A 17,505-nucleotide genomic window follows, 5' to 3' on the forward strand; every position below is an offset into this window, starting at 1 on the left:
ATTACTTTTCCAGAAATTCCATCAGGCTTGGCATAAGGGCTTTCATGTCGCGCACACCCATATCGTAGAGTTTCACGAGTTTCGACTTGTCCTTTTCGAGGCGTGAAATATCGAACGTTTCGGTCGGGCGGATTCTGAAAGTCGTTCCGCGCCTGCACCATTCATCAAGCGTTTCAAGGCACTGGTTATAGCGAATGTGGCGCGTACGTGCCGCCTCGATAAATTTCGGGTACTTGCGGTAAAGAATCTTGAACAGGGGAATCATCGAGTTCGGTTTCTTGATAAAGCCCTCGGGCTGCGTCACGATAACGACCTGCTTTTCAAAGCCCTTCTGCGCCATGATTTCGAACGGGATACTATCGGCAATACCACCGTCTAGAAGCTTCATTCCGTTCAGTTCCACAATGTGGCTCATCAGCGGAAGGGAGGCCGACGCACGGATGTTGTCCATGTCTTCGGTCTTGTCGAGGTCTCGCGTCAAGAGGTACTCACCCTCGCCCGTTTCAAGGTTCGTTGCCACCGCGTAAAAATCCGAGACGGCGGCATTCTCACGGAATTTTTCGAAATCAAACGGATCGACCACGCGCGGAATCTGGTTGTAGCAGAAATCGTAATCGAAGAATTCACCCGTACGGATCATGTTGCGCCAACTCATGTACCGCTTGTCCGCCGAATGGATCACGTCAAGGCGCTTGTTCCTTTCGCGCTGTTCCGACAAGAAACTGCAGAGATGCGTGGCCCCGGCCGATGTCCCAGAATAGCCCCCGAACTGGAGTCCGTTATCGAGCATGACATCCAGGACTCCCGCAAGATACGCCCCGCGCATACCACCCCCTTCGAGAGCGAGCGCCACATTCCTATACATCGCCATCAGGCATTCTCCATCAGCCACAAGAAATCTTTCGGGTGTTCCACGAACTTTTCCGGATGCAGCTTGTGCTTTGCGAAAAATTCTTCGCGCGTCATCCATACAAATCCGTCGACTTCACCCGGCTGCGGCACGAGAGATTCCACCTCAACGTCCGAGAGCGTTATCTTGTAGACATCGTAATATTCATTGTCGAGGTAGGAGCCGCCGTTAAGCACGCTTTCGTGCTTAGCCTCGAATACATATTCGAGGTCGCGCGAACTTTTCTGCACGCCCAGTTCTTCTCTGAGTTCGCGCACGGCGGCGTTCACGCTGCTGTCACCCGCCGAAATATGCCCCGCACAGCTCGTATCGAAAAGCCCCGGATTATTCTCCTTGACGCGGCTACGCAGCTGAAACAGAATCCGTCCCTTACCGTCAAACGCCCAGATATGCACCGTGCGATGCCAAAGACCTTCGGAATGCACTCGAGTACGTCCGCAAGAAAATCCGGCAGGCGATCCATCCGCATTCAACACGTCAATCTGTTCTTCTGTCATATACGTTCCTTCAAAGACCGCAGCAGGTCGGTGTATTTCAAGATCATTTCGTCATGGTAAGCATGCACATAACTATAGTCGCCCCCGTTACAGGCGAATTCCAGCGACTTCGCGCGGCTCGCAATGTCAATCGCCCCTATGAAAAGAGCTCTCGACTTGAGAATTCGCACCATCAGGCGATAATTTTCAAAATCTTCCGCCTTCAGGAACCTCTCCAATTCATCGATGCAGGATCGTTCCACAAAGGCCTTTATCTTTTGGCGATAAAGCGTCACGTTCCTTTCGCAACACTCCATTCCCACCTGGACATTCAGCAGGCCTTCTACCCTCATGGCCTCCAGATCATCCGGCAAGGACGGCATTTCCAAAGGTTGCGCCGCCATGGTCCCCGCATCGCGCAATTCCTGATCCACACCATCGATCAATCCGTTCAAGGACTTTTCACGTTCCAACGTATTTTCCTTTACGGTCAAATCCTCGTCCGTATCCGAGTCGTACCAACGAATTAAGTTTTCCGGCAGGTACTTGAGCAACATGGTAAACAAGGCGTCTTCACGTATCGGCTTCGTCAAGAAATCGGCATAACCCGCCTGCTTGCAAATCTCACGAGCCTTCGTATCGGCAAGGCCGGTAAGCATCACGATCGGGGAACTCGCATTCGGATGGTTCGGCAAGCTTTTCATAATAGACAGAAGATTCATTCCGTCAATGACCGGCATCGTATGGTCCAGGAATACGATATTGTAATAGGAGCGTTTGAACTTTTCGATAGCCTCCATTCCATTACTCACCGCATCGAGACAAATGTGGGTTTCCTTCAAGATTCCCTCGATAACGCGCAGGTTCATGGGAACTTCGTCAATCACAAGGATAGATGCCGTCGGAGCATAGAAATGCTTTCCCCCATTTCCCGTGGTCGCCACCATTTCCTCGTAACGGCGCATAAAGTCACCCATCGGTTCATACTTCACCACCTTCTGCGGCAGCGCAATCACATACGCAGGCGAACCATCCAGAGTTCCATCTTCACGGAATTCCCCCTGCATCAAGTGGACAAGCCGCTTTACAAGAATCAGGCCGATTCCCGTCCAGCCATGTCCAGAATCAGGCACCGTAATCGTCAAGGTGACCGAGCTGTCCGAAATCTCGTCGGCAGAGCCGATAACGTCACGTTCAAACCCCACGACAATCTTTGCTGTTTCTGCCGGCAAAAGCATTTCCGCATTCCAGAAAATATTTCCAAAAATCTGGCGCAGGCGCATTTCGTCGCCCAACAACCTTGTCGGAAGCGAAGGCTCCACTTGCAAGGTAAAGTTGAACTTCTTGTTCCTATTGCGCGCAATCGTAAAGCAACTGCTCAAAATCGCGAACAGGTCGTATTCCGCCGGAACAATTTCGAGTTCATGGGTTGCCGCCTTGGAATAGTCGATCAAGTTGTCCGCAAGGGCAAGCAGGCTCTGTCCTGCATCCTGCATTTCATGGGCATATTCCTTTACAGACGCATCCGAACTTTCGCGGCGAATAACGGATCCCATTCCCATAATTCCCGAAACGGGCGAACGAATTTCCTGCCCCACCTGCTCCAACAGCGCCAAGTGTTCCTGGCGCAGGCGTTCCATGGGAACAGCATTTTCAACCGTCCGGCGACGCTCCCGGTGTTTACGGTCGATCATGAACCAGACGACAAGCACCATCAAGAATAGCAGCACCAGCAAGCCCACGACCCAGAAAACCAGGAAGGCAATGCTTTTCATGCCCTTCGCGATATGCGCCCTGGACACCATCCCCGCAAGCGAGAATTCCGGACGCATCAAGTCTGCACGGTAGAAATAGTAGCGTTCGCCATCGACTTCGCCACCCGATACCGCCACCGAAGTCTTCTTGAGCATCACCTTCAGGTCGCCGTAAATCTTGTTGTAATCCTGGGCCTGCCAGGCCGAATCATTCCACCATTTTCCCTTTAGCGCCTCCAGGACCACATCTTCATCGTCATTCAAAACAGCGGCAAAGCATTTTTCACGGACGCAGTCCGTATGGAAAAAGCCATCCATCGAATGTCCGTAGTGTAACTTGAACAAGACATAGCGTACGTTACGGCCATGATAAACGGGAACACTGAGCAAAAGTCCCTTTCCGTGCCGGAAACAGACGGATGGCTTACCGTGGAACGATTCCACGACGCACCTAAAATCACTCACCGAAATCTGGTCCTCTGGATTATCTACAAAAAGTTCCCCCTCTAACGACATGATTCCATAGCGAATATCTTCTTCGTCATTCTGGCTGTTCCTAACGACATAATCCATGTGTTCGAAGTCGTCTTCGATATGCTTCGCCATTACCGAAAGAGCATCCAAGCGAACACGGACTTTTTCGTTGACAAGTTCCGCCATCAAAGACGCCTGACGCGACAGCTGACGCATCGCGTAGGCATCCATCAGGGTATCCAGCTTTACACGGAGCAAAATGCACATCAGGCAAAGAATAAAGGTGACTATGGCAATCCATACCACCAGCCTGTAATTGAACCGAGTCGATCTAGGGTTTAAGTCCATCGACAACTCCCTTGACATACCAGTCGAAATGGTTGAGCAAATCATCGTCTGTCATACTTTCACCCTTTTCGACACGCAAAACACCATGATTGTCCACCAAAGGCCCCTGGAACACATCAAACGTTCCATACTTTAGACGTTCCCATTCGCGGTTCACCATTTGACGCACACTGTCGGGAACATGCTCCGACATCGGCGCAAGATCGATGAGCCCGCTTTCTAGCCCGAGCCAATAATTTTTCCCCATGGGCTTTCCCTGCAGGGCATCGTTGATGCAAGGTTCGTATATAACCTCCCAATGCCAAATTGGAGCGGTCAAGAAATGTTTCGGGAAACGCGCCGAATTATCCTTGTTGTAGCCCACGATCCATATATTTTTTTCGTCCGCAATTTCGTAGGGAGAAAGAGCGTTCACGTGAGCCGTCAATACGTCAATCTTATGCTTATCGATCAAGTCGCGCGTCGCATCGGCCGCCATAGACTCGTCGCCCCAGGAATTACTCCAACTTACATAGACCTTTGCCTCCGGGTTCACCCTCTGCACTCCAAGAGCAAAGGCGTTGATTCCTCTATTCACCTCAGAATAGTTGAAGGCCGCGATATAGCCAATCTTATTCGTCTTCGTCTTTGCGCCGGCCACCATCCCCGATAAATAGCGCATCTGGTAAATACGGCCGAAGAAGGTCGACAAATTAGAAGCCGTACGTACCCCAGTCGCATGGAGGAAACTCACCTCGGGGTGCTTACGCGCCACGTTCAGCGCCATACTTCCGTACCCGTTCGAATTCGCTATTATAATTTTTGCACCATTACGAATTGCCTTTTCCATAATGGAACTCGCCGTCGAATCCGTCGGGACATTTTCGCAGTAGTCCATTTCAAGATTCAACCGTTCCGCGACACGTTCCAGGGCCTCATAATGCGATTCATTCCAGCTGTGGTCACCGCTAAAGCCCGTCATCACGACAGCGACTCCTCTTTTCTGCCTGGAATCGGACCTTTCAAAATCCTGATCGCGCACGGCAAGGATTCCCGCCATAATCAGAAGTACGATCACCGAAGAAATTCCAATCCAACGAATCACGGTTCTATCCCCCTCTGAATCTTATGGATCAATTCCGCATGCATCGCCATGGCAAGTTCATGGTGCGCTCGCACAAAGTTCATCCTGGACTCGCGGCAAGCATTTTCCAGTTCACGGAAAGCCTCCGCCACGGCACTAGCCCCGATTGCAGCAGACGCATCACAAAGGACGTGTGCATAAAAACGGTAGTTGTCCCATTCGCCATTCTTGAAGCAAGTATCGACGTTACGGTAAATCGGGGATCCGACGTATTCCTGGAGCATTTCCATATAAATTTCAGCGTCTTCGGCGCAGTAATCAAGTCCCGCCTTGACATCGAGAATTTCCTGTAGCGAATCAAATTTTGCCACGGGGTTCGCACTTGTCACCGGCACCAGTTCCACGTCGTCATTAGACACCTTCAGGTCCTGATCCACCCTACTATGCTGAATCGCCTCACGCAAGGCGTCTTCGTCAGCAGGGGAATTCAGTAGGTCTTCTGCAGAAAGCACCTTCTGCTTAGGCAGGTACCACTTGAGCGCCCTCAGCAAATCGCGTTCCTTGATGGGCTTAGGCAGGTAGTCCGTAAAGCCTTTCGCCAAAAGAGATTCCTTCGAATCGTCGTAACCTTCGGACGTGAGCGCAATGACCGGAGTATCCCGATTCGCAGACACCTCCAAAGCAACCATCTTCCTGTACGTATCCAGCCCATCCATCACGGGCATCAGATGATCCAGGAAAATCAAGTCGTAATGTCTGGACTGCACAAGCAACAGACACTGTTCCCCACTCACGGCGGTATCCACCTGAACCTGAGTAGCCTTCATAAAGCCGATTAGCACCTTCAAGTTCATTTCGACGTCGTCGACCACCAACACCCGTGCCTCGGGAGCAATGAAAAGGTCCGCACCATCAGCCTTCTTACGAGACGCGTTCCTGTAGCGGATAAAGAAATCGCCCATCGGTTCTACGCTCAGCACAAGCTGCGGAATCTTGACCGTAAACGAAGAACCTTCGCCAAAGTGACTATTGACGGTAATCTGCCCTCCACACTTGGCAACCAGTTCCTTGGTAAGGCTCAGGCCAAGCCCCATGCCTTCCAGCATTTCCGGAGATTCCTTATCGGAAAGATACTTGTCAAAAATACCGTCTAAGTCTTCCTTGCGAATGCCAACGCCGGTATCCTTGACCACAAACTTGAGCATCACGTATTCATCGGATTTTATGCTTCCGATCGGGGGCAAGCGTTCAAAGTTCACCGACAAGGTCACTTCGCCCACCTCGGTAAACTTGATGGCGTTCGAAAGGAGGTTGTTCAGAATCTGCCGGATGCGAGTTTCGTCGCCCCAAAGGCTAGACGGAATATCGGGATTGCAGTCCAGGACAAAGCGTAAATTCTTGGCCTTTGCCTTGGGGAAATTTTCGTCATAGCAATCCACCAGCACCGAGAACACGTCATACTCCATCGAGACGATGCTCATTTTCCCGGATTCAATTTTGAACACATCCAGCACGTCGTTCACTAGTGAAAGCAAGCCCTGCGCCGCACTCTGGACGTTTTTCACGCACTCCTTCAAGGCCTTATCGCGAAGCTCCTTCAAGACAACGGCGTTCAACCCAATCATCCCCGTCACCGTCGTGCGGATTTCGCGGCTCAAGTTATTCAGGAAACCCGACTTGGAACGGTTAGCCCGCAAAATTCGGATACGGCCCACAAAGCAAAGTCCCATTACAAAGGCAAACAGCAAATAAAGGGCTACCGCCAAGATTACAATCTTCATAGAGGCGACCTTCAGGTCGTGCCAAAGGGCTTCGCTATCGACAAAGCGAACCATAAACCACCTGTCCTTGAGCAGCGACGATATGACAAGGTAGTCCTTGCCACCGTAATTGAACACGAACGGTTCACCCTTTTTCATCAGAATCACACGGGCAAGTTTGTGTTCTTCGGTTTTCCAATAATCCGACGACAGATAGTTGCGTCCCTGTTGCGTCGCATTGGAATGCGTCACCACGAGCCCGTTCTTGTCCAGAAGCATCCACATGTCCGAATACTGCCATTCCCCGACACAGGCCTGCAAGTCCTTCAGGTAAAGGTCTACCGCGAGAACGCTTTTCTTGTCGTACAGGCGCTTGCTCAGCGAAATCACCTGGACATTTTCGGGCGGAGTGATATGCGGGGCCACAAGGCCCACCTTTCCGCGGGCCATAAAAGCTTCCTGATACCAGGGACGCCGCGAAGGAACGTAGCCTACGGAAGGAGTCCACTTACTTCCACTGTAGAATTCATCCTGAAATACGCCGAACAGGTTCCAAATGATATTGTTTTCCTGTCCAAGGTGATATTCAAATTCCGCAACCAACAGGGATTCAATCTGCGCATGCGCCGCATTCTGCTGCAAAAAATTTTCGACGGATCGGCTCGTCGAATTCAGCACCATTTCGCCACGGTTCAAAAAGCCCTCGATTGCAGCGGCATCCTTTTCGTTCGAGGCAATAAAGGTCTGCTCCGTCTTTTCGCGAATCGCTTCCTGATAGACAGACTTTATGTAGAACAGCAGTGAAAACACTCCCACTGCAACGGCAAGCAGAACTAACCAGAATTGCACCCAAAGACGCTTTTCGTTTTCGATGGCTCTAAAGAACATACGTCAAAAATATAAGTTTTAAATCGGAACCGGCGACACCGACAACCGAATAAGACGGATTTAGTCCCCCAATACGCGCCATTTTAAGGGAATGTTTTGTATTTTAGGGGTATGAAGTTCGACAGAGAAAAATTGACAGGTCTGCTCAAGACGGCAGAATCCGAAGGAATTTTCAACAAGGCGGTCGCCGGATTCATTCTGCCCGACGGTCATCGCGAAATCATTTCGCTCAATACACCCGAAAACACGGTGTTCGACGTCGCCTCGCTCACGAAGGTTTGCCCCACGTCCACGCTCGCCCTGAGTTACATTCTTGAAGGATCGCTATCGGTAGACACGAAGGTCATCGACTACATTCCCGAACTACAGACAAACTACCGCGAAAACATCCGCATTTTTCACCTGTTGACCCACAGCCTCGATTACCGCGTTCCCATGAAAACGTTGCGTACACTCCCTGCAGAAGGAATCCTGAATGCGCTTTACACGTACCAGTTTGAAAAGGCACCCGGCGCGGACTTCAACTACGGTAACCCCGCGAGCGTGTTGCTCGGAATCATCCTGCAGCGGCTCAAGGGCAAGGACCTGCAGCAACAGGGCCGCGAGCGTTTTTTCATTCCGCTCGGCATGACGCGTTCCGGCTGGGATCCGCTCTCACGCGACTGGAATCCGATTCCCAAAAGCGAAATTTCGCCGACGGAAATCTGCAGTTTCAGGGGCCGCGAAATCTGCGGTGAAATCCACGACGAAAGCGCCTGGGTGCTGCGGAAACTTTTCCCTGTCGGTAGCGCAGGCATGTTCAGCTGCGTGCCCGACCTGCTGAACTTTGTACAGATGATCTTAAACGACGGTATTTCTGCTGAAGACGCGCGGGTCGCCCCCGCAGGCATCTTGAAGATGGTCAGCGAAAACGCCTTTGCGCTCCCCTCCGCCAGCAAGTATTCCTCCGCAAAGGACGCCTGCACCGCCCTCGGCTGGGAACTGAACAGCGAGAAGTTCATGGGAACGCACGTGTCGCCACACACCTTCGGAAAGACAGGATTCACCGGCGCAAGCATCGTCGCCGACCCCGACCAGGGTGCCGCCGTGGTGTTGCTCAGCAACTTCACCTATCCGCACCGCGAAGCAAACGCCGACCGCATCCACGCCTTCCGCGCAAAGCTCTCCGACGCATTCTTTGAGTAGCTAATCGTAGATTGCGACACGATCATGTCATCCTGGAGCGTAGCGACGGGATCCATTTTTCTACATTTACGCCTGCAATGGAACTTGATGCCGCACATATCGCCCTTTACGCCGCCTACTTCGTTCTAGGCGCGGTCGTAAGCCTTATCAACAGCATCGCGGGCGGTGGCTCCACGTTGAGCCTTCCTATCATGATATTCCTCGGTCTCCCCGCCACCGTCGCAAACGGCACGAACCGCATCGGGCTTATCATCGGGAACTTCAGCAGCGCACTCAACCTCGCCCGTCACGGCTACCTGAATTTAAAGCTGTTCTTCCAGCTGCTGATTCCCACTTTCCTCGGGGCACTCCTCGGCGCCTGCTTTTTGGTGCGCATCGGAGACAAGCTTTTCCAGGCAATCCTCGCTGTTGTCATCTGCCTTGTGGTCGTGATGAGCAACCTGAACAAGAACATTCTCGGAAAGCCGCCTGAAAATCCTCCCGAAAAATTGACTTTCAAAGGGGCGCTTGGATTTTTCGTCATCGCCCTTTACGGTTGCATCGTGCAGGTCGGTGTGGGTTTCGTACAAATTTTCGGACTTACGCGATACACGGGACTCGCCCCCGTCCAGATAAACGCCCTCAAGAACGCGCTCACCAACGTCTTCCTGCTGGTTAGCACATTCGCCCTCGGCATGACGGGAAAAATCAACTGGCCCATCGCCATCATCATGGCAGGCGGGGCCTGGGTCGGCGGCTACTTCGGCAGCTTCCTGCAGCGCAAGAAAGGCAACAAGTTCATCCAGCGCTTTATCAGCATCTGCAGTATCGGCATGGCCATCGCACTCGTGGTGGACTTGATTGTGAAATAACGCATTCACTTTGCTAAAAATTTTTTCTCGTTAATATCGGCCCCTTTGGGCCCCTAAATCTTCGAAATTCGACCAAAATCGCCATTTTGGACGCATTTTCGATGTAAAGCGATTGGGCTTGACGGGGGAACTGTGCCGAAGATATATTAAAGGCATGGCAAAATTGCCAAACACAAAAATTTACATCTTATACACTTATTATTGATTTTAAATGTATAAGATGTTATATTTAGGAGTATGGAAACGATGCAGAAAATGCGAAAATTTTCCAATAGGGGGTATTTCTCCCTTAAACAGTGCCTGGAGCACGGTGTTTCTAGGTACGACCTGAAGAATCTGGAGGATTCCGGAAAAATAAAGAAGGTCAACTACGGACTGTACGCATTCGCTAACGTGGTTGAAGACGAATACTACATTCCGCAAGTGTTGAGCGACAAAGTGGTGTATTCCAACGAGACCGCACTTTATTTGACCGGATACAGTGACCTTCTTCCTGAAATTTTTACGGTAACCGTCCCGAAGGGTTACCACTCAAAAAAACTGTGGCGGAACTTCTTGGTGCGTCAGACCCCTGCCGAATTGTTAAACGAAGGCGTTCAAGAAATCCAATCGTTCTACAGCAACCCCCTGAAGGTTTATTGCATCGAACGGACCTTGTGCGAACTGCTCCACAGCCGAAAAGACTTCAACAAGGAAAGATATATTCCCGCCTTGCAAAGGTACATGGCATCAAAGGATCGAAAAATCTGGAAACTGACGGATTACGCTCGAATGTTCAATGTTGAGAATAAAATTCGCCCGTATCTGGAGGTGCTGATTTGAAAACTCGCAACGCGATGCAACTCAAGTCCTTTATCAAGACCCGCGCCATTGAACTGAATCTCCGTCCACAACAAATGTTACATACCTACTATATGGAATGCTTCGTCAACCGCTTAGCACATTCCGATTACGTAGACAATTTCATTCTCAAAGGCGGATACCTGATTTCCAATTTAATCGGTTTTCAGGCAAGGACAACGATGGATGTGGATACGACCGTCAAGAACTTTCCTATCGACGAATCCGCGATGACTGCGGCACTCACGCATGTTTGTCAAGTTCCTGTCGAGGACGATTTCACTTTTGAATTAGACCATCTGGAACGTATTCGCGAAGAAGACGATTACCAAGGCCTCCGTGCATTTTTGAATGTAAGCTATGGTGAAATACGTGGTACACTGACAATGGATATTACTGCGGGAGACAGCATCTATCCCGGTATCCAGCAAATGTTTTTCAAAAGAAATTTCGACAATTCGCTCATCAAAGCCTGGTCGTACCCAGTCGAAAACATTCTCGCCGAAAAACTGGAGACAATCATCACAAGGGACGAATTCAACACGCGCCCCCGTGACTACTACGATGTATATATGCTCACGAAACTCGTTGAGTTTGATGTCCCGACCTTAAAGCACGCCCTGCTTGCGACCGCAGAACATCGCAAGTCCACAGATGTGGTGACAAAGGAATATGCCCAGCGATTGAATATTGTCGAACAGAGCAATAATGTTCGACGACTGTGGAATAGGTATAGTTCAAACTTTAACTATACCAAAGGAATTTCTTTTGAAGCCGTTTTTGAAGCCACCCGCAATTTGCTAGAAAAAGTGATGAAATCGTAGCCTAAAAAATTGAAAATTTCAAAGTCTATTTTAGGACACATTTTTCTTCAACAAGATCTCTTATAATCGTTTCAATCCTTGTTCCATATAGGACATTATGTTTCTGTTCGTAATTTGTGACGATTCCAGCTAAATTCCCATTTTTATCAAAAATAGGACCTCCACTCATACCTTGAGGTTCCGGGAAAACAAATGGTTCTTGCGTTTTTGCATTCACCACCCTTTGTTTGTGAAATCTTATTGCAATGCGCTCATATGGGTCTATTTTTAGCAATTTGTAATCATCTTCAGAAATTTCATCATCCGTATGACTATAAGGACGACATTTAACTAAACTAGAAGTCGATTTATTTTTTGAAGACGGGAATCCGCAAAATGTATAAGGTGTAGATAACTTTCCAACGCAATTACAAAATTGTTTGCCTAATTTTAAAATATCATCAGCATGAAAATCGACAAGCGAAAATAAAGCCCAATCGTGTTCTTCAGAAACTAATTTCGAGTATGCATTTAAGGAATTATATTCTGGATGCTCTTCTCGGGACAAGGAAGATTCAATAGCCAAATTTGAGGATTGCACTACATGAGCAGCTGTCAGTAAACATCGCCTAAAACCATCTATTAAAAGATTAATAAAAGTTCCCGAAGCGACAGATTTTGCCCAGCAATTATCAATTTGGAATATTTGACAAGTATGTAGAGCTTTACTTCTGTCAAGTTCATTTTCTGTAGCGTATGACGGGAATACATTGATATTCTTGTAAGCATTTATCATTGGGAAATTTTATTAAAAAAAATACACATTCTAAAAATGCAAGCACGACGACGGCAAAGCTCGCACCTTGTAATAAATTGATTCACACTTTGCGCGTCCTAAATGGAAACATTTCTTTTCTGTCAAATCGCAGTCACCAAGACGATCATAATCTTTTATCTCAATTGTATAAAGTTTTTTCTTTACTCTGCCTGATAAATTCTTGTCATTGTTTTCAGAACGTTCTTTTTTTTCAAATATCTTAGGAGGAGTCTGATATTCAGCAAAAAATTGGAGCTTAGGTTGAAAAACGTAATCAAACAAAGCGTCTCCACGAGCTTTTGTCGTTTCAATAATTCCAGAAATTTCGTAATGAACAGAATCAATCTTTTTTAGGTTGCAATCATCACATAGTTCTAGAATGGGAATGTAGTCATTTTTCCATTGGTCAACAATCTTGGCTTTTTCTATTCCATAGGGTTTGCCTGTAGTATTTATGGAAAAATATGACAAGCCATTTCCGAAATATTGCAATTCAAAGGTTAATTTATCTTTTATTCGACATAGGTCATTTATTTTATAGTTTACGTATCTGTCAAGTTCATCTTTTTGATACGATACAACAACGGTATCAAAATAAAATTCATTCAAACGATATACAGACTTGGCAATCACATTAGCTTCATCACCAACAAAAACGATTGAATCCTTTTCTAACCAGTTAGCAAAAATCTTTCTTTGAATACTTTCGGGAAAAAAATCTTGAACATCTTTTATCCGCATAGAGACGACTGGTTTGGGATAAAGTGCTGAAGAATTTGAATCCGAGTACGTCAATTCAAAGTAGCTAGAGTTTTTTAACACAAATTTAACGGAGCCAAAGAAAACAACAGATTCTTTTTGAGAACGCACTTCGTCTTTTATACTCCTTACGCATTCAGCAAACTCAGTGCTATCAAATATATCTTTTCTCAAATACAAGCTTCGCATATCAGACGGAGTATTAACGGGGTATTCCCCGAAGAAATCGTAAACAAATTGTTCTATTTCATTTTTTTCTTTTTCAGAAGAACTACAGTAAGCAAGTCCTAGTGAGCAAAAGAGTATTTCCACGGCTATGAAGACTAGCATAAATAATTTCATATTAGAAATTCCATTTTTCCAACATTATTATGATAGAAATATAGTAAAGGCAATTGTCTTTTACAAAAAACAAAGCACTTATTTTCTCGGTACTCTTTTAAAAATTCAGCTACAGTTTACTTTCTGCATGAAAATTTCGCAGTTTCGTGATAAAAGTAAACCAAGTATCATTTGGAAGTAGCAGAGTTCTTCTTTTGCGCCCGGTTTTCGCGGCGCTTGCGGGCGCGGGATTCTTCAAGGGTTTCGCCAAGGCCTGCGAGCAGTTCCGCAGTCAGGGTTTCGTCGCCAGCGGCGAGCAGTTCCTTTTGCGGGCGGGGCAGTTTCTTAATGCGGGCTTCTAGGCGGAGCGCTTCTTCGTGGGAGACGAGTTCAAATTTTCGCAGGATGCACTCCGGCGGGAAAGCCTTGGTAAACTTCGCTCCCCTGCCAGATTTATGTTGTTCAAAACGTGCTTCGACATCGACCGCATACCCCGTATAGATACGGTTTCCCGCACAACGGAGCATGTAGACGAAATGAGGCATACAGGGCTACTAGAGATCCTTCGCTCCGAGGTTTCGCCTCATCCACTCAGGATGACACGTTCGCGGCGCTTTCTACTATTTTGCGTCTGTTTCTGACTCGTGATGCGCCTTCGACACGAGGCTCATATAGATCGTACCGAGGATTGCGGCACAGAAGCTCCCGAGCAGAATGCCGAGCTTTGCAGAATCCTGACGGTCGCCAACGTCAAAGGCGAGGCTTGCCACAAAGAGCGCCATCGTGAAGCCGATACCGGCGAGCATGCCGCCGCCCCAAAGAACCTTCCAGCTGTAGCTCGGCTTCACCGACACGCCAATCTTCACGGCCAAGAGGCTAAACAGGAAAATACCTATCGGCTTACCGAAAATCAGGGCGAGCGCCACCGCACCCATCACAGGCACTTCCACGCCACCGAGCTTGATTTCGACACCGGCGTTGCTGAGCGCGAACAGCGGCATAATGAAGAAGTTCACCCACGGCACGAGCGGCTTGAACAGGCGCTCCTGCATCGAGATACTTTCGCGGGCACCCTGCTTCAACAACGTAAACACCTCGTACTGTTCGTTGCGGTCCTTCGTTTCGCCCGAAAGCTTTCCGCCAACGCTCCCCGCAAACTGTGCAAGCTTTCCCTTCGCAAGCACGGGCTTTGCCGGCACCGAGAGTCCGAGCAGCACGCCCGCAATGGTCGGATGCACGCCACTCTTCACGAAGAACGCCCACACGGCAATGCCGATCACTCCATGCAGCAGGAGGTTCCTCACGCCTATACGGAACAGCACATTGATCAACACGAGCAGAGCAAATCCAGCTCCCAGCGCAAGGAAGTTGATTCCATCTCCACTCGGGTAGCCAATCGCAATCACCAGAATCGCACCGATATCGTCGGCAATCGCCAATGTCAAGATCATTACGCGGAGCGCATGCGGCACCTTCTTTCCGAGAATCGCCATGCAGCCCACCACAAACGCAATATCGGTCGCCGTCGGGATACCCCAGCCATGCGCGGCACTATCCGCTCCATGCGGACACAAGGTCAAGTAAATCAGCGCGGGGAAAAGCATACCGCCCGCCGCGGCAATAATCGGCAGACTCGCCGCCTTCGGGTTCCTGAGTTCGCCGTAGGTCATCTCGCCCTTGACTTCGAGCCCGATATTGAAGAAGAAAATCGTCATCATCGCGTCGTTGATGAACCAGTGCAGGTCCGCAGACCCCACCCAGCTCCCAATCGTCATCGCGAAGGGCAAATGCCAAAAATGATGGTAACTTTCAGGTGCAAGGTTCGCCCACAGGAGGGCCGCAATCGTCATGATGATCAGGACGATACCGCCAGTCGTCTCCACCTTCATCAAGCGTTCCACCGGCGTAATAATCTTACGGATGGACGTTTCCGGGAACAAATCTTCTATTTTGTCGCTACTCGTAACTTTTGCGGACATAGCCACCTTTCTTTGGGGTTGAGTGATTCAGCCTTGCACCTTACAAAATAATCATTTTTTGTAAAAGTGACTGCCCCAAAAAGAACAAAAATGCGATTTTGGCGATAAAAGGGAGCAAATTGAGTTTAAACAGGGGCGAGCTCCATACAATGTAGAGATAATTGCACCCTTTTCGCAATCATCTTCTGTTCACCACACCCTGTTAAGCCCCTGTTACATACTAAATGACAAGAAAACGACTTTTAGTATGTAATTCAACGTAATTTGCCAAAGCGCTTACATACTGACCAATCTTTTTTTTGCGCCCAGTATGTAATTTTCATACAAATTAATCGCATTTAGTCAACAAAAAGCACCTTTTTACGCTCCAAATCCTATTTTGCAGGCGTAAAAGTCTCACATTCACCCCGTTTTCGCCCCAATTTTACATACTAAACAAGCTTTTTTCCAATTCAGTATGTAAGCCTCACCCGCAAAGCCCTATTTTTTCCAAAAAAATTTCCCTTCACTCCAATTTAGGATACATCACCCGAGCAGCACCGCCCGCAATTTGACAGAATTTGCATTTTTTTGTACATTAGCAGCATTCCCAAGCGTTTGGTATGTCATAACAACATATCAGCGCTTTTTTGTTTAACAAGGAAAAACAATGGGAATACAAGATATAACTCAACAAAGCGATCCGCTGGTTCTTGCGGCAAACAAGCAACGCACAGAACTTCGCGAACTGCTCGCCAAAATTCCTCCAAAGCCAAGACATGCTCCAATAGGAAACCTTCGCGTCATTACAAACCACAACCGACCGCAATACTACATTGTTGATTCAAGCGATGCTCCCAACGGCACCTACCTTCCGAAAAGGGATATACGCAAGGCGGCGGCGATTGCGCAACGCGACTACAACAAGGACGCGGCGGAAGCCCTGAAAAAACAGATTGCGGTCATCGACCGGTTCCTTGCCGATTACCGGCCTGGCGCACTTGACGCAGCCTACACCGAGCTGCATCCGGGGCGCCGCGCCCTGGTGACGCCCGTGCGGGAATGCGACGAGGAATTCGTCGCGGCATGGCAACATTTCCCCTATACGGGGAAACCCTTCGAAATCAACGCCCCCGAATTCTTCTCGAGCACGGGCGTACGCGTCCGCTCGAAATCCGAAGTCATCATCGCGGACGCGCTCAGTCGCGCAAAGATTCCCTTCCGCTACGAATACCCCACCAGCATCAAGGGCTGGGGCACGCTCTACCCCGACTTCACCTGTCTCGACAAGCGAACCCGCGAAAAAATCATCTGGGAACATTTCGGACTCATGGGCGATCCCGATTACGCCGAAAACGCCATCCAGAAAATCGCACGCTATGCCGCCAGCGGATACATTTTGGGCAAGAACTTCATCGCCACATTTGAAACGGGTACCACGCCGCTCTCCGTGAAGCAAGTGCAAGCCTACATCAAGGCGTTGCCAATGTAAAGAATTGCTCAAAATTATATATTTAGGACGGAGTCCAAAATGAAACCATACGCCTTCGCCAAATTACTTGTCTTGACAGCGCCATTGTCCCTCTGCCAATGCGAGCGTTTTCCTGATCAAGACTATGACGAAGTCCATGTCGGTTTACATATTGAATGCCCGCCAGTTGCAGACTCATTAAAAATAACCGTCCGCAGCGACGAAGATGTCGTACTTCAATATATAGGGACGGGCGAATTGAATCCAGTTTTTGCCGGCAATAGGCTCGAATCCGAATACGAACTTGAAATAGAATTTTTTTGTGATGACCAGTGGCAACGTGGAACCCCCTACCGCATAGAGGTCAAAAGCGGCGTTACGTCCATCTACCTAACGACTCGACCCGACGGCATCAGCCTATTTGATAATTTGTCCACAGGCAAATGTAACGAATTGTCCAACTACAAAATAATAGAGAAAAATAGCTGACAAGTTCCTATGCGTATATTGATTGCCTTACTCCTCTTTTTGCTTAGCTCCTGCAGCGATATTTTTTCGTTCTTTTGGCCTGATTTAGAATGCACAACACATATCAATATATATAAACCTAAAGGCGCCGACTCCTTGTATGTTGAAGTGTTCGCGGGCGATTCACTAATCTATTCAAAAAGCGACACAAACAATGTCTACTGGCTCGAAGAGAACCGCGACATTGACAATTTTAACTGGACCGTAAACATGAAATTTTACTGGTCATCAGACTCCACTGAAAACAGGACTATCAATTTCTTTGTCAAGCGTCACAGCAACACAAGTTTATATATACT

15 protein-coding genes are annotated in these 17,505 nt (G+C 48.5%); 6 read left to right on the top strand and 9 right to left on the bottom strand.

The genetic code is table 11. The annotated features are described in order from the left end of the window. Window position 1 precedes the first annotated feature (1 nt). The 5 genes from Q0W37_RS01550 to Q0W37_RS01570 are packed head-to-tail and all read right to left on the bottom strand — an operon-like array spanning window position 2 to window position 7,673. Complete coding sequence (locus Q0W37_RS01550) at window positions 2-892, bottom strand: patatin family protein (protein WP_297698105.1); 891 nt, start codon at window positions 890-892, stop codon at window positions 2-4. Further along, the gene (locus Q0W37_RS01555; protein WP_297698106.1) at window positions 871-1,407 is read right to left on the bottom strand and encodes an NUDIX domain-containing protein; all 537 of its coding nucleotides are present in this window, start codon (window positions 1,405-1,407) and stop codon (window positions 871-873) included. Before Q0W37_RS01555 ends, Q0W37_RS01550 begins: the two co-directional genes overlap by 22 nt. Then, complete coding sequence (locus Q0W37_RS01560; protein WP_297698108.1) at window positions 1,404-3,962, bottom strand: hybrid sensor histidine kinase/response regulator; 2,559 nt, start codon at window positions 3,960-3,962, stop codon at window positions 1,404-1,406. The genes Q0W37_RS01555 and Q0W37_RS01560 overlap by 4 nt, the downstream gene beginning before the upstream one ends. Then, on the bottom strand, window positions 3,946-5,046 hold the full coding sequence (locus tag Q0W37_RS01565) for a BMP family ABC transporter substrate-binding protein (protein ID WP_297698110.1): 1,101 nt from the start codon (window positions 5,044-5,046) through the stop codon (window positions 3,946-3,948). Before Q0W37_RS01565 ends, Q0W37_RS01560 begins: the two co-directional genes overlap by 17 nt. Beyond that, window positions 5,043-7,673, bottom strand: coding sequence for a hybrid sensor histidine kinase/response regulator (locus tag Q0W37_RS01570; RefSeq protein ID WP_297698112.1), 2,631 nt, complete (start codon window positions 7,671-7,673; stop codon window positions 5,043-5,045). Before Q0W37_RS01570 ends, Q0W37_RS01565 begins: the two co-directional genes overlap by 4 nt. Window positions 7,674-7,784: 111 nt before the next feature. Between Q0W37_RS01570 and Q0W37_RS01575 the strand changes: the two genes are divergently transcribed. From Q0W37_RS01575 to Q0W37_RS01590, 4 genes are all read left to right on the top strand, one after another. Then, window positions 7,785-8,858 (top strand): serine hydrolase, encoded by a 1,074-nt coding sequence (locus Q0W37_RS01575; RefSeq protein ID WP_297698114.1) that lies wholly within the window; start codon window positions 7,785-7,787, stop codon window positions 8,856-8,858. Window positions 8,859-8,869: 11 nt separating this feature from the next. Next, window positions 8,870-9,709: a sulfite exporter TauE/SafE family protein gene (locus Q0W37_RS01580; RefSeq protein WP_297698115.1), complete on the top strand. Its 840-nt coding sequence runs from the start codon at window positions 8,870-8,872 to the stop codon at window positions 9,707-9,709. A gap of 237 nt (window positions 9,710-9,946) precedes the next feature. Next, window positions 9,947-10,531 carry a type IV toxin-antitoxin system AbiEi family antitoxin domain-containing protein gene (locus Q0W37_RS01585; protein ID WP_297698117.1) on the top strand — a complete coding sequence of 195 codons (585 nt, stop codon included), beginning with the start codon at window positions 9,947-9,949 and terminating at the stop codon, window positions 10,529-10,531. Beyond that, the gene (locus Q0W37_RS01590; protein WP_297698119.1) at window positions 10,528-11,373 is read left to right on the top strand and encodes a nucleotidyl transferase AbiEii/AbiGii toxin family protein; all 846 of its coding nucleotides are present in this window, start codon (window positions 10,528-10,530) and stop codon (window positions 11,371-11,373) included. Before Q0W37_RS01585 ends, Q0W37_RS01590 begins: the two co-directional genes overlap by 4 nt. A gap of 25 nt (window positions 11,374-11,398) precedes the next feature. Here Q0W37_RS01590 and Q0W37_RS01595 read toward each other — a convergent pair whose 3' ends face one another. The 4 genes from Q0W37_RS01595 to nhaA form a co-directional block, all read right to left on the bottom strand. Next, window positions 11,399-12,148, bottom strand: coding sequence for a trypsin-like peptidase domain-containing protein (locus Q0W37_RS01595; RefSeq protein WP_297698121.1), 750 nt, complete (start codon window positions 12,146-12,148; stop codon window positions 11,399-11,401). A gap of 30 nt (window positions 12,149-12,178) precedes the next feature. Continuing rightward, a complete protein-coding gene (locus Q0W37_RS01600) occupies window positions 12,179-13,270 on the bottom strand; it encodes a hypothetical protein (RefSeq protein WP_297698123.1) in 1,092 nt (363 codons plus the stop codon). Between the two features lie 167 nt (window positions 13,271-13,437). Continuing rightward, on the bottom strand, window positions 13,438-13,794 hold the full coding sequence (locus tag Q0W37_RS01605) for a GIY-YIG nuclease family protein (RefSeq protein WP_297698124.1): 357 nt from the start codon (window positions 13,792-13,794) through the stop codon (window positions 13,438-13,440). A 75-nt stretch (window positions 13,795-13,869) separates the two neighbouring features. Then, on the bottom strand, window positions 13,870-15,228 hold the full coding sequence (gene nhaA, locus Q0W37_RS01610; protein ID WP_297698126.1) for a Na+/H+ antiporter NhaA: 1,359 nt from the start codon (window positions 15,226-15,228) through the stop codon (window positions 13,870-13,872). A 649-nt stretch (window positions 15,229-15,877) separates the two neighbouring features. Between nhaA and Q0W37_RS01615 the strand changes: the two genes are divergently transcribed. Together Q0W37_RS01615 and Q0W37_RS01620 are read left to right on the top strand one after the other, a co-directional pair. Further along, a complete protein-coding gene (locus Q0W37_RS01615) occupies window positions 15,878-16,699 on the top strand; it encodes a hypothetical protein (RefSeq protein WP_297698127.1) in 822 nt (273 codons plus the stop codon). Between the two features lie 39 nt (window positions 16,700-16,738). Beyond that, a complete protein-coding gene (locus tag Q0W37_RS01620) occupies window positions 16,739-17,167 on the top strand; it encodes a hypothetical protein (protein WP_297698129.1) in 429 nt (142 codons plus the stop codon). Window positions 17,168-17,505: the final 338 nt, after the last annotated feature.

It is taken from the genome of uncultured Fibrobacter sp., assembly GCF_947166265.1.
Classification (GTDB): domain Bacteria; phylum Fibrobacterota; class Fibrobacteria; order Fibrobacterales; family Fibrobacteraceae; genus Fibrobacter.

Coding starts and splice junctions, on each gene's coding strand:
- Q0W37_RS01555 (WP_297698106.1), bottom strand. CDS start 1,407: ATGACAGAAGAACAGATTGACGTGTTGAATGCGGATGGATCGCCTGCC.
- Q0W37_RS01560 (WP_297698108.1), bottom strand. CDS start 3,962: ATGGACTTAAACCCTAGATCGACTCGGTTCAATTACAGGCTGGTGGTA.
- Q0W37_RS01570 (WP_297698112.1), bottom strand. CDS start 7,673: ATGTTCTTTAGAGCCATCGAAAACGAAAAGCGTCTTTGGGTGCAATTC.
- Q0W37_RS01575 (WP_297698114.1), top strand. CDS start 7,785: ATGAAGTTCGACAGAGAAAAATTGACAGGTCTGCTCAAGACGGCAGAA.
- Q0W37_RS01585 (WP_297698117.1), top strand. CDS start 9,947: ATGGAAACGATGCAGAAAATGCGAAAATTTTCCAATAGGGGGTATTTC.
- Q0W37_RS01595 (WP_297698121.1), bottom strand. CDS start 12,148: ATGATAAATGCTTACAAGAATATCAATGTATTCCCGTCATACGCTACA.
- Q0W37_RS01600 (WP_297698123.1), bottom strand. CDS start 13,270: ATGAAATTATTTATGCTAGTCTTCATAGCCGTGGAAATACTCTTTTGC.
- Q0W37_RS01605 (WP_297698124.1), bottom strand. CDS start 13,794: ATGCCTCATTTCGTCTACATGCTCCGTTGTGCGGGAAACCGTATCTAT.
- nhaA (WP_297698126.1), bottom strand. CDS start 15,228: ATGTCCGCAAAAGTTACGAGTAGCGACAAAATAGAAGATTTGTTCCCG.
- Q0W37_RS01615 (WP_297698127.1), top strand. CDS start 15,878: ATGGGAATACAAGATATAACTCAACAAAGCGATCCGCTGGTTCTTGCG.
- Q0W37_RS01620 (WP_297698129.1), top strand. CDS start 16,739: ATGAAACCATACGCCTTCGCCAAATTACTTGTCTTGACAGCGCCATTG.